11 protein-coding genes are annotated in these 12,843 nt (G+C 56.0%); 10 read left to right on the top strand and 1 reads right to left on the bottom strand.

The genetic code is table 11. The features are described 5' to 3' along the window. The first annotated feature begins 106 nt into the window (after positions 1–106). The 6 genes from AS136_RS04095 to AS136_RS04070 all read left to right on the top strand — a co-directional run bounded on the left by AS136_RS04095 (position 107) and on the right by AS136_RS04070 (position 7,223). Positions 107–1,018, top strand: coding sequence for an amino acid ABC transporter substrate-binding protein (locus tag AS136_RS04095; RefSeq protein WP_012542450.1), 912 nt, complete (start codon positions 107–109; stop codon positions 1,016–1,018). A 164-nt stretch (positions 1,019–1,182) separates the two neighbouring features. Further along, complete coding sequence (locus AS136_RS04090; RefSeq protein WP_002894709.1) at positions 1,183–1,923, top strand: amino acid ABC transporter permease; 741 nt, start codon at positions 1,183–1,185, stop codon at positions 1,921–1,923. Then, on the top strand, positions 1,923–2,597 hold the full coding sequence (gene gltK / locus AS136_RS04085; RefSeq protein ID WP_012542451.1) for a glutamate/aspartate ABC transporter permease GltK: 675 nt from the start codon (positions 1,923–1,925) through the stop codon (positions 2,595–2,597). The genes AS136_RS04090 and gltK overlap by 1 nt, the downstream gene beginning before the upstream one ends. Then, positions 2,597–3,322 carry an amino acid ABC transporter ATP-binding protein gene (locus tag AS136_RS04080; protein WP_008805645.1) on the top strand — a complete coding sequence of 242 codons (726 nt, stop codon included), beginning with the start codon at positions 2,597–2,599 and terminating at the stop codon, positions 3,320–3,322. The genes gltK and AS136_RS04080 overlap by 1 nt, the downstream gene beginning before the upstream one ends. Positions 3,323–3,694: 372 nt before the next feature. Next, entirely contained in the window at positions 3,695–5,365 is a 1,671-nt protein-coding gene (locus AS136_RS04075; protein WP_023322233.1) for a ShlB/FhaC/HecB family hemolysin secretion/activation protein, read from the top strand. Between the two features lie 64 nt (positions 5,366–5,429). Further along, on the top strand, positions 5,430–7,223 hold the full coding sequence (locus AS136_RS04070) for a filamentous hemagglutinin N-terminal domain-containing protein (RefSeq protein ID WP_023322232.1): 1,794 nt from the start codon (positions 5,430–5,432) through the stop codon (positions 7,221–7,223). 46 nt (positions 7,224–7,269) lie between these two features. Here AS136_RS04070 and AS136_RS04065 read toward each other — a convergent pair whose 3' ends face one another. Further along, the gene (locus tag AS136_RS04065; protein ID WP_032691348.1) at positions 7,270–7,752 is read right to left on the bottom strand and encodes a zinc ribbon-containing protein; all 483 of its coding nucleotides are present in this window, start codon (positions 7,750–7,752) and stop codon (positions 7,270–7,272) included. 226 nt (positions 7,753–7,978) lie between these two features. Between AS136_RS04065 and leuS the strand changes: the two genes are divergently transcribed. From leuS to nadD, 4 genes are read left to right on the top strand one after another with little or no spacing between them, the layout of a single operon-like run. Next, positions 7,979–10,561, top strand: coding sequence for a leucine--tRNA ligase (gene leuS, locus AS136_RS04060; RefSeq protein ID WP_012542455.1), 2,583 nt, complete (start codon positions 7,979–7,981; stop codon positions 10,559–10,561). Between the two features lie 14 nt (positions 10,562–10,575). After that, complete coding sequence (gene lptE / locus AS136_RS04055) at positions 10,576–11,166, top strand: LPS assembly lipoprotein LptE (RefSeq protein WP_008805640.1); 591 nt, start codon at positions 10,576–10,578, stop codon at positions 11,164–11,166. After that, positions 11,166–12,197 carry a DNA polymerase III subunit delta gene (gene holA, locus AS136_RS04050; RefSeq protein ID WP_032732691.1) on the top strand — a complete coding sequence of 344 codons (1,032 nt, stop codon included), beginning with the start codon at positions 11,166–11,168 and terminating at the stop codon, positions 12,195–12,197. The genes lptE and holA overlap by 1 nt, the downstream gene beginning before the upstream one ends. Continuing rightward, positions 12,190–12,840, top strand: a complete 651-nt coding sequence (gene nadD, locus AS136_RS04045) for a nicotinate-nucleotide adenylyltransferase (protein WP_063266670.1) — start codon at positions 12,190–12,192, stop codon at positions 12,838–12,840. Before holA ends, nadD begins: the two co-directional genes overlap by 8 nt. Positions 12,841–12,843: the final 3 nt, after the last annotated feature.

Below are 12,843 nucleotides of genomic sequence, written 5' to 3'. Positions count from 1 at the left end.
ACAAACACATACAAATGCGGCACGTGGACGCGTGCCTCGAATAACAACACACACAATCACAATGGGTATCAATAGCGCCGCTGACGCTACGGATAAGGAGTTGGATATGCAATTACGTAAACTGGCCGCCGCAATGCTGGTCATGGGTGTGACCGCCGGTCTGGCACACGCAGAAGATGCCGCCCCGGCGGCAGGCCAGAGCACCCTGGATAAGATCGCCAAAAATGGGGTTATCGTTGTCGGCCATCGTGAATCTTCAGTCCCGTTCTCTTACTACGATAACCAGCAGAAGGTTGTGGGCTACTCTCAGGACTACTCCAACGCCATCGTTGATGCCATCAAGAAAAAGCTGAACAAGCCGGACCTGCAGGTCAAACTGATCCCTGTCACCTCGCAGAACCGTATCCCGCTGCTGCAGAATGGCACCTTTGATTTCGAGTGCGGCTCAACCACCAACAACCTTGAGCGCCAGAAACAGGCGGCCTTCTCCGATACCATCTTCGTGGTCGGCACCCGTCTGCTGGTGAAGAAAGGCGGTCCGATCAAAGATTTCCCGGACCTGAAGGATAAAGCGGTCGTTGTCACCTCCGGAACCACCTCAGAGATCCTGCTGCATAAGCTGAACGATGAGAAAAAAATGAATATGCGCATTATCAGCGCCAAAGATCATGGCGACTCTTTCCGCACCCTGGAAAGCGGACGCGCCGTGGCCTTTATGATGGATGACGCTCTGCTGGCCGGCGAACGCGCCAAGGCGAAGAAACCGGATAACTGGGAAATCGTCGGCACCGCACAGTCGAAAGAAGCCTATGGCTGCATGCTGCGTAAAGACGATCCGTCGTTCAAAGCGCTGGTCGATGAAACCGTTGCTCAGGCTCAGACCTCTGGCGAAGCGGCGAAATGGTTTGATAAATGGTTCAAAAATCCAATTCCGCCGAAAAACCTTAACCTGAACTTCGAACTGTCTGACGACATGAAAGCGCTGTTCAAATCACCTAATGACAAAGCACTGAACTAATTATAACAACCAGGGGCGGGATATCCTGCCCTCCCGATGATTGTCACAGCACGGACAGACTATACGGTGGCTGGTCGTTCCCCAGCCGCCGCGAATACCGAAACAAGCTGGACAACCGTCTTCGAGGGTAGCAATGGCTACCCTTTTTTTTCCAGGAGTCATGTATGTCAATAGACTGGAACTGGGGGATATTCCTGCAACAGGCCCCCTTCGGCAACACTACCTACCTGGGCTGGCTGTGGAGCGGTTTTCAGATAACCGTCGCCCTCTCCATCTCGGCCTGGATCATCGCTTTTCTCGTCGGCTCACTGTTTGGCATTTTACGCACGGTCCCCAATCGCTTCCTCTCGGGCATTGGCACCTGCTATGTCGAACTGTTTCGCAACGTGCCGCTGATCGTGCAGTTCTTTACCTGGTACCTGGTGGTGCCGGAATTCCTGCCGGAAAATATCGGCATGTGGTTTAAATCGGAGCTGGACCCAAACATTCAGTTCTTTGTCTCCTCCATGCTGTGCCTGGGGCTGTTTACCGCCGCCCGCGTCTGCGAGCAGGTACGCGCCGCCATTCAGTCGCTGCCGCGCGGGCAGAAGAACGCCGGTCTGGCGATGGGCCTGACCCTGCCGCAAACCTACCGCTACGTGCTGCTGCCGAACGCCTACCGCGTTATCGTGCCGCCGATGACCTCGGAAATGATGAACCTGGTGAAAAACTCGGCCATCGCCTCCACCATCGGTCTTGCCGATATGGCCGCGCAGGCGGGCAAACTGCTGGACTACTCCGCTCATGCCTGGGAGTCTTTTACGGCCATCACCCTGGCCTACGTCTTCATCAACGCGGTGATTATGCTGATTATGTATGTGGTCGAGCGTAAGGTTCGCCTGCCTGGCAATATGGGAGGCAAATAATGTACGATTTTGACTGGAGTTCGATCGTTCCGTCTATGCCCTATCTGCTGGCAGGGCTGGTGATCACCCTGAAGATTACGGTGATCGCCATCGTGGTCGGTATCGTCTGGGGCACCCTGCTGGCGGTGATGCGCCTGTCCAGTTTTCTGCCGCTGGCCTGGTTTGCTAAAACCTACGTTAACGTATTCCGTTCTATCCCGCTGGTGATGGTCCTGCTGTGGTTCTACCTGATTGTCCCGGGCTTCCTGCAGAACGTGCTGGGGCTGTCGCCGAAAACGGATATTCGCCTGATCTCGGCGATGGTGGCCTTTTCGATGTTCGAAGCCGCCTACTACTCAGAGATTATCCGCGCTGGCATCCAGAGCATCTCCCGCGGCCAGTCCGGCGCCGCGTTGGCGCTGGGGATGACCCACTGGCAGTCAATGCGGCTGGTGATCCTGCCGCAGGCCTTCCGCGCCATGGTACCGCTGCTGCTTACCCAGGGGATCGTCCTGTTCCAGGATACCTCGCTGGTGTATGTATTGAGCCTCGCCGACTTCTTCCGTACCGCCTCCACCATTGGCGAGCGTGACGGAACCCAGGTCGAAATGATCCTGTTCGCGGGCGGCGTCTATTTTGTGATTAGCCTCAGCGCCTCGCTGTTGGTCAGCTGGTTGAAGAAAAGGACTGTGTAATGATTACCCTGAAAAACGTTTCAAAATGGTATGGTCACTTTCAGGTGCTGACCGATTGCTCCACGGAAGTGAAAAAAGGTGAAGTCGTGGTGGTCTGCGGGCCGTCAGGCTCCGGTAAATCCACGCTGATTAAAACCGTAAACGGCCTTGAGCCTGTGCAACAGGGGCAGATTATCGTCGACGGCACCGTGGTTAACGATAAAAAGACCAACCTGGCTAAACTGCGTTCGCACGTCGGAATGGTCTTTCAGCATTTTGAACTGTTCCCTCATCTGTCGATTATCGACAACCTGACGCTGGCGCAGGTCAAAGTGCTTAACCGCGATAAAGCATCAGCGCGCAAGAAAGGCCTCAAATTGCTGGAGCGCGTTGGCCTGGCGGCGCATGCGGAAAAATATCCGGCGCAGCTCTCCGGTGGTCAGCAGCAGCGCGTGGCCATTGCCCGTGCCCTGTGTATGGACCCGATCGCTATGCTGTTTGATGAGCCCACCTCAGCGCTTGACCCGGAGATGATTAACGAGGTGCTGGACGTCATGGTCGAACTGGCCAACGAGGGGATGACCATGATGGTCGTGACCCATGAAATGGGTTTTGCCCGCAAGGTGGCGAACCGGGTGATCTTTATGGATGAAGGGAAGATTGTCGAAGATGCCGATAAAGAAGCCTTCTTTGCCAATCCGCAATCCGATCGCGCCAAAGATTTCCTCGCCAAAATTCTGCATTAATCGTTATTCGCTGCGCATACCGCCCGGTATGCGCAGCTTATCTTTCCCGCCATATTATTCTTCTATATTATTTATGCGGCCGGTTATCGCTACTATCATTTACGTACCAAATAAACCTCAGTGATAAAAGCTGAACTTATTTATTAAATTGATCAATTCATAAAGAATTCACTAATGAATTCGTGGATCTGCTTCACTACCGCCGCTAGCATATAACGCCTCGTAACAGGTTCGTCGCACGATTATTTTATTAATTGAATATAATATTCTTGCCTGACCTCGCCTGCGCGAAATAAAGGCCATCAATATTCTCTGCCGCACGCAGAATAACGGATGCGCCACCGAACCAATGAAACAAATGGATATTGCTTCATGTTAATTCGATCTCGCACGCTCACCGGGCTACTGTTTATCACTCTGGCGGGCACCTCAGCCGCCGGGGCCGCACAGTTGACCACCTCGGCTCACCAGACGGAACAGGATAAAGCCCGCCAGGAGGCGCTGGCGCCACAGCAACAGGACTTTCAGTCTTCACAACAGCGCGTGGCGCCGCAGGGTATCCCTTTCCCTGAGGAAACGCATTGTAAATTGATCAACCGGGTCGATATCGACTCCGATAACCAGGCGCTCACCCGGAAATTACTGGCGAAAACCGCGCAGCAGGCGCAGGGCCGCTGCCTCGGCAGCGAAGGTATTCGCCTGCTGGCCTATACCTTGCAAAACGAGCTGATTGCGCAAGGCTACATCACCTCGCTGATTGATGTGCCCTCCCAGTCGCTGGAGCACGGCATGCTCAGGCTGACGCTGCACTATGGCAAAGTGGGCGCTATCGGCTATGCCGACGGCTCAGACACCACCCGCCTGTGGAATTCACTGCCAACCTCTTCCGGCACAATCCTGCGCTTAAGCGATCTTGAGCAGGGGATGGCCAATCTGCAGCGTCTGCCCGGCGCGACGGCGCACATGAAACTGCTGCCGGGGCAGCACGAGGGGGAAAGCGATATCCAGATTGCCCGCAGCCTGGCGAAAAAATGGCAGCTTGGCGCCTGGCTTGACGACGCCGGCAGCAAAGCCAGCGGCCGCTACCAGGCCGGCGGCGCCCTCTATCTCTACGACCTGACCACCCTCAACGATATCCTGTACCTTTCCGGCGGGGGCGATATTGAATTCAATCAGCATAACGACGGCAACCACAACGGCAGCCTGTATTACTCCATCCCCTTCGGCTACTGGACACTCAGCGCCTACGGGGCATACAGCCAGTATCGCCAGCAGTTTAACGGCAACTGGTCGACGATGGACTATAAGAGCAAGAATCGCTACTACAGCGCCACGCTGAGTCGTCTGCTCTCCCACACCCGACAGCAAAAAACCACCGCCGACCTGCGGATCGCCAAAAGTACCTCGCATTATTACTTTGGCGGCAGTGAGCTACAGGTGATGCGCAAGCAGACACCCGCCTGGGAGTTCACCCTCAACCACCAGCACTACTTTAACAAAAAGATTGTTGATGCCAGCATCGGCATCCAGCGCAGCCTGCCGTGGCTCAGCTCAACGCCAACGCCGGAGGAAAAGGCCGGGTTATACAGCCCGCTGTCGCGGATCGTGCATGGTAATCTGCAGGCGCTAATGAAATTTGACGCCACCGGCAACAAATTTACCTGGGCTCCCCGCTTGAGCGCCCAGTTCAGCCCGGACAAACTCGCTTCCGATAATAAATTCAATATTGGCAGTCGCTGGAGCGTGCGCGGTTTTGACGGTGAAAACAGCCTGTCCGGCAATCAGGGATGGTACTGGCGCAACGATTTTATCTGGGATCTCCCTACCTCTGAGCGGCAATTCTATCTGGGCGCGGATGTGGGTCGCCTTATTGGCGCCGATATGTATCAAAAAGGCAAAGTCCTTTCCGGCGCCGTCAGCGGCCTGCGCGGCGAGCTATGGTCAACACAATACGATCTGTTTATTAGCACCCCGCTCAGTAAACCGGATACGTTTCATAGCGACGCCCTGAATATGGGCTTTTCATTACAGTGGAGGTATTAATTCAATCATTATTGACCCTTTCAGCTACGTTGTTTATTAATCTTAATTTAAAGGAATAAATGAAATGTTTAAGTTTAAAGCTTCTTATGTCGCGCTGGCGGCAGTATTAACCTCGTCGGTGGTTTATGCCGACCCGACCAGCTATACGCATTCGTCCGGCGCCACGGTTATTGATATTGAAAAGCCGAACGCCGCAGGTGTCTCCCATAACCTGTACCGCGACTTCAACGTTGGCACCAATGGCACCATCCTCAATAACAGCGGCGATGATGTCAGCCACAGCACCTTTGGCAATATCGCCCGTAACAATAATCTGACCGCCGGCAGCGCCTCGGTGATTTTGAACGAGGTCACCTCCAAAAACGCCAGTAGCCTGAAGGGCTTTATCGAAGTTAACGGTCAGAAAGCGGACGTGGTGATCGCCAACCCGAACGGCATTACCTGCTCCGGCTGTAGCTTTGTCAATACCAACAAGGCCATCCTGACCACCGGTAAAGTCAACATGACCAGTGACGGCGCCATCGGCAGCTATACCGTAACGGGCGGCACCCTCACCATCGGCGAAAATGGCATGAACGCCGCTAACGGCTACGCGGTTCTGCTCGCCGATGCGATTAAGATTAACGGTAAAGTACAGGCCAATAATGCCCTGGTCAGCGCAGGTCGCTTCACCATGGATAACAGCTCTGGCGCGATAACCTCTGCAGGTAAACAAGCGACGCTTATCGAAATGACGATCAACCCGCAGTACAGCATCGACGTCAGCAGCCTTGGCGGCATCACCGCCAACAGCATCAGCATGGTCGGCAATAACATCGGCTTTGGCGTACGTAACCAGGGCTCCATTGTCGCTAACAGCACGCTGCAGCTCACCAGCAACGGTAACCTGCTAAACAAAGGGACAATAACGGGCAAAGGTTTGCTGAGCCAGGTTTCCACCGCCACGGGTATCACCAATAACGGCAGCATCGCTGGCGCCTATTATTTAATGCTTTCCAGCGGCGACTATATCGTTAACACCGGCTCTCTTTCCGGCGGCCAGCTGATTGCCTCCGCCAACGGCAATATCACCAACGGCGACTCAGGCACGATGACCGGCACCAGCGGGTTAAGCCTGACCAGCGGCGGGAAAATCCGCAATGAGGCCAAAGCGTCCCTGCTGTCGAATAACCAGATTACCGCCACGGCAATCGGTGATTTCCTCAATGAAGGCAAAATCAGCGCCAAAAACACCAACCTCACCTTTGTCGGCGACAGCTTTAAAAACACCGGCAACATTAACTCTACTGGCCAAACCACCGTTCAGTCCCTTAAGCAGGACGGCAGCGCCAATACGGGCGAAATCTATAACCTCGGCAATATCACCGGCGAAAATATCAATCTGCAGACCAACGGTACGCTGGCGCAAAGCACCAGCGGTCGCATGGAAGCCACCAATGCCATTACCGCCCACAGCTACTGGCTGAATCAAAATGGTTATATGAAGGCGGCCGATATCACCACCGATCATGGCGTGGTAAGCAACAATGGCACTATCAATGCAAAGAATATTTCAATCACGACCTACTCAGATATCACCAACGAAGGGCAGATCAGCAGCACCGGCGACCTGACCTTAAATACCAAAAATAAAGGCGCGATCTACAACTATTCCACCCTCAGCGCGGGCGGCAATATGACGTTAACCGCCACCAAAGTGGTCAATGGTGGTAAAAGTTGCGGCATACTGGGCCTGGCGAAATGCGGCGTCGGGACCTTAACCGCCGATAAACTGGTACTCAACTCATCGCAGAAATATGTTAGCGACATGGGTGGGAAACAGTATTTCAAGAGCACCGAAGTCAACACCGTGAAATAAGACAAACCACGATGCGCGCAGCCTCGCGCATCGTTTTTCGCACCGCTTAGGGTTCGAAGGGCCGACGCTGGAACTGATCGTGGCCACACTTCGGACAGCGCGGCAGCACGTCCGGGGTATACACTGCCAGGTGATAGTGGCACTTCTCGCAGACCAGATTGCCCAGGCCGACCACCTCACCGCTGTGGTACACGCCGTGGTGATTCAGATCCTGAAAGACTTCGCGCCACTCGAGCTGCGTTTTGTCGGTGATATCAGCCAGTTCCTGCCACAGGCTCTCTTTGATCACCCGCATAAACACGCTGTCGCTCTCGTCTTCATGACTCTCTTCGTAGCTGCGGGCAAACTCCTCGAGATCGCGTTTTACTGCCGCAATCACCGACTCGATCTCGCTCTGCGTGAGATCGCCGGCGCGGGCGATTTTTTCCCGCGCCTGTGTCACCAGCGCGTCGATATCGCGCTCTCCATGGCGGAGCCGTTCGCTGAGCGAGGAGACCAGTTCACGGTAATATTGAGCAACCTTGTTCATCATTTCGCCTCCGGTGTGGTTAACGTCTTCTGATAATAGACCTTATTCCTCTCCCGCTGTGTCTGACAAGCCACAGAGTCGCGAAATAATCAGCGCGGCTTTTGCCGATGTTAATGTGCGAAAGGCTGTTTTGACGGGGGCGTTTGGGCTATGCTATGCCGATCTGAAATAACACATCCATTGGCTACATTTTGTAGCTGTATTGAAAACAGGACCACTGGCTGCCATGCAAGAGCAATACCGCCCGGAAGAGATAGAATCGAAAGTCCAGCTTCACTGGGACGAAAATCGTACATTTGAAGTAACTGAAGACGAGAGCAAAGAGAAGTATTACTGCCTGTCGATGCTTCCTTATCCTTCTGGTCGACTACACATGGGTCACGTGCGTAACTACACCATCGGCGACGTGATTGCCCGCTACCAGCGTATGCTGGGCAAAAACGTCCTGCAGCCGATTGGCTGGGATGCGTTTGGTCTGCCGGCGGAAGGCGCGGCAGTGAAAAACAACACCGCGCCAGCGCCGTGGACCTACGACAACATCGCCTACATGAAAAACCAGCTCAAAATGCTGGGTTTTGGCTATGACTGGAGCCGCGAGCTGGCGACCTGCACCCCGGAATACTACCGCTGGGAGCAGAAATTCTTCACCGAGCTGTACAAAAAAGGGCTGGTATACAAGAAAACCTCCGCGGTGAACTGGTGTCCGAACGACCAGACCGTACTGGCCAACGAACAGGTTATCGACGGCTGCTGCTGGCGCTGCGATACCAAAGTCGAGCGTAAAGAGATCCCGCAGTGGTTTATTAAAATCACCGCCTACGCCGATGAACTGCTGAACGATCTGGATAAACTGGATCACTGGCCAGACACCGTGAAGACCATGCAGCGCAACTGGATCGGCCGTTCCGAAGGGGTGGAAATCTCCTTTGACGTCAACAACTACGCCGATAAGCTGACCGTCTACACCACCCGTCCGGACACCTTCATGGGCTGCACCTACCTGGCCGTCGCGGCGGGTCACCCGCTGGCGCAGCAGGCTGCAGCGAACAATCCGGCGCTGGCTGCCTTTATCGACGAATGCCGTAATACCAAAGTGGCCGAAGCCGACATGGCGACGATGGAGAAAAAAGGCGTCGATACCGGCTTTAAAGCCATTCACCCGCTGACCGGCGAAGAAATTCCCGTCTGGGCGGCAAACTTCGTGCTGATGGAATACGGCACCGGCGCGGTCATGGCCGTTCCGGGTCACGACCAGCGTGACTATGAGTTCGCCAGCAAGTACGGTCTGAACATCAAGCCGGTTATCCTCGCCGCTGACGGCAGCGAGCCGGATCTCTCCGCGCAGGCGCTGACCGAGAAAGGCGTCCTGTTTAACTCCGGCGAGTTCAGCGGCCTCGATTATGAAGCCGGCTTCAACGCCATTGCCGACAAACTGGCAGCCATGGGCGTAGGCGAGCGTAAAATTAACTACCGTCTGCGTGACTGGGGTGTGTCCCGTCAACGCTACTGGGGTGCGCCGATCCCTATGGTGACCCTGGAAGATGGCACCGTGCTGCCGACCCCGGAAGATCAACTGCCGGTGATCCTGCCGGAAGATGTGGTCATGGACGGCATCACCAGCCCGATCAAAGCCGATCCTGAATGGGCGAAGACCACCGTTAACGGTCAGCCGGCGCTGCGTGAAACCGACACCTTTGACACCTTTATGGAATCCTCCTGGTACTATGCGCGCTACACCTGCCCGCAGTATCAGGAAGGGATGCTGGATTCGAAAGCGGCCAACTACTGGCTGCCGGTAGATATCTACATCGGCGGTATCGAACACGCCATCATGCACCTGCTCTACTTCCGCTTCTTCCACAAGCTGATGCGCGACGCGGGCATGGTCAACTCCGATGAGCCGGCGAAGCAGCTGCTGTGCCAGGGTATGGTGCTGGCTGACGCCTTCTACTATGTAGGCGAAAACGGCGAACGTAACTGGGTTTCCCCGGTTGACGCCATCGTTGAGCGCGACGAAAAAGGCCGCATCGTGAAAGCGAAAGACGCGGCAGGCCATGAGCTGGTGTACACCGGCATGAGCAAGATGTCCAAGTCGAAAAACAACGGCATCGACCCGCAGGTGATGGTTGAGCGTTATGGCGCGGATACCGTGCGTCTGTTCATGATGTTTGCGTCCCCGGCGGATATGACCCTCGAGTGGCAGGAATCTGGCGTTGAAGGGGCTAACCGCTTCCTGAAACGCGTCTGGAAACTGGTCTACGAGCACACCACCAAAGGGGACGTTGCGGCACTGAACGTGGCGGCGCTGAGTGAAGATCAGAAAGCGCTGCGTCGCGATATTCACAAAACGATCGCCAAAGTGACCGATGACATCGGCCGTCGTCAGACCTTCAACACCGCCATCGCGGCGATCATGGAGCTGATGAACAAGCTGGCGAAAGCGCCGCAGGAAGACGAACAGGATCGTGCCCTGATGCAGGAAGCGCTGCTGGCGGTGGTGCGTATGCTGAACCCGTTCACCCCGCACGCCAGCTTCACCCTGTGGCGCGAGCTGAACGGCGAAGGCGATATCGACAACGCGCCGTGGCCGGTGGCGGATGAAAGCGCGATGGTGGAAGACAGCACCCTCGTCGTCGTCCAGGTCAATGGCAAAGTTCGTGGTAAAATTACCGTTGCGGTAGATGCAACTGAAGAGCAGGTCCGCGAGCGCGCCGGCCAGGAGCATCTGGTCGCGAAATATCTCGACGGTAAAACCGTGCGTAAAGTGATTTACGTTCCGGGTAAACTGCTCAATCTGGTCGTTGGCTAAGCGCGGGAGGAAGCGTGCGATATCTGGTAACAATGTTGTTATCCCTGGCGGTGCTTGTCACCGCCGGCTGTGGCTGGCATCTGCGTAGCACTACGAAGGTGCCCACCACCATGAAAACCATGATTCTTCAGTCGAGCGATCCGAACGGACCGTTAAGTCGCGCGGTACGTAATCAGCTGCGTCTTAATGGCGTGGACCTGATCGACGCCAGCACGCTGCGTAAAGATGTTCCTTCTCTGCGCCTCGATGGTTCGTCGATTCAGAAAGATACCGCCTCGGTGTTCCAGGATGGTCGTACCGCGGAATATCAGATGGTCATGACCGTTCATGCCAGCGTCCTGATCCCGGGTCACGATATCTATCCGATTACCACCAAGGTCTATCGTTCGTTCTTCGATAACCCGCAGGCGGCGTTAGCGAAAGACGCCGAGCAGGATATGATTATCCAGGAAATGTACGACAAAGCGGCGGAACAGCTGATTCGTAAGCTGCCGAGCGTGCAGGTTGCAGATGTTGAAGCAACCCAGCAGGAAGAGAAACCGGTCGCCGGCAGCACGGCACCGGCTTCCTCGGGTAACCGCGTCTCCACCACTCTGGGTCAATGATGATTCGGTTGTACCCGGAACAGCTCCGCGCGCAGCTCACTGAAGGGCTGCGCGCGGCCTATCTGCTGCTTGGCAACGATCCACTGCTGTTGCAGGAAAGCCAGGACGCCATTCGCGAAGCCGCTGCCGCCCAGGGCTTTACCGAGCACCACACCTTCACCATCGATAACAGTACCGACTGGCAGACGATTTTCGCGTTAAGCCAGGCGTTGAGTCTGTTCTCCAGCCGGCAAACGCTGCTGCTAATCCTGCCGGAAAACGGCCCTAACGCGGCGATCAACGAACAGCTGGCGACCCTGATCGGCCTGCTGCACGACGACCTGCTGCTGATAGTTCGCGGGAATAAGCTGACCAAAGCCCAGGAGAATGCCGCGTGGCTTACCGCCCTGGCGCAGCGGGCCGTCCAGGTCAGTTGCCAGACGCCGGAATACGCGCAGCTGCCGCGCTGGCTGGCCGCCCGGGCCAAACAGCATCAGCTGCAGCTCGACGACGCGGCCAGTCAGCTGCTGTGCTACTGTTACGAAGGTAATCTGCTGGCGCTGGCGCAGGCGCTGGAGCGTCTGGCGCTGCTCTGGCCGGACGGTAAGCTGACCCTGCCCCGGGTTGAGCAGGCGGTAAACGATGCCGCCCACTTTACCCCTTACCATTGGGTCGATGCGCTACTGGCAGGCAAAAGCAAGCGCGTGCTACATGTTCTGCAACAGCTCCGCCTTGAAGGCTGCGAGCCGGCGATCCTGCTGCGTACGCTACAGCGGGAGCTGCTGCTGCTGGTCACGCTCAAACGCCAGTCGACGCACACGACGCTGCGCTCGCTGTTTGATAAACATCGGGTCTGGCAAAACCGCCGTCAGTTGCTCAGCGATGCCCTCGCCCGACTGAGCGGGGAACAGCTGCGCCAGGCGGTGACCCTCCTGACCCGCGCGGAACTGACCTTTAAACAGGATTACGGGCACGACGTCTGGCCCGAACTGGAAAGTCTTTCGTTGTTGCTCTGCCACAAAGCCCTGGCGGACGTTTTTATTGATGGTTGATATGACTCAGTTACAGGCAATCTATGGCGGCACCTTCGATCCGGTGCATTATGGTCACCTCAAGCCGGTCGAGATCCTGGCGAATCAGATTGGCCTGAGCAAGGTCATCATCATGCCTAACAACGTCCCGCCGCACCGTCCCCAGCCGGAAGCCACCAGCGCCCAGCGCGTGCATATGCTTAAGCTGGCGATTGCCGATAAACCGCTGTTCACGCTCGACGAACGCGAGTTGCAGCGTGACGCCCCCTCCTGGACAGCAGACACGCTGCAGGCATGGCGGCAGGAGCAGGGGGCAGAAAAACCGCTGGCGTTTATCATCGGCCAGGATTCGTTGCTCACCTTCCCCACCTGGCACCGCTATGAAACCATCCTTGATAACGTTCATCTGATCGTCTGCCGCCGTCCGGGTTACCCGCTGACCATGGCGCACGACGCGGATCAGCAGTGGCTGGACCGTCACTTAACCCACGACGTAGAGCGCCTGCATAACCGCCCCGCCGGGGCCATCTACCTGGCGGAAACGCCGTGGTTCGATATCTCGGCGACGATTATCCGCCAGCGCCTCGAGCGCGGGGAATCCTGCGCCGAGATGCTGCCGGCCACCGTGCTGGACTACATCCGCGAGCAGGGACTCTATTGCTGACCC

The sequence above is a fragment of the Klebsiella sp. D5A genome, assembly GCF_001620885.1.
GTDB lineage: Bacteria > Pseudomonadota > Gammaproteobacteria > Enterobacterales > Enterobacteriaceae > Klebsiella > Klebsiella variicola.
The sequence above is the reverse complement of the archived record's forward strand: the minus strand, read 5'-3'. Positions and strand labels throughout refer to the sequence as shown.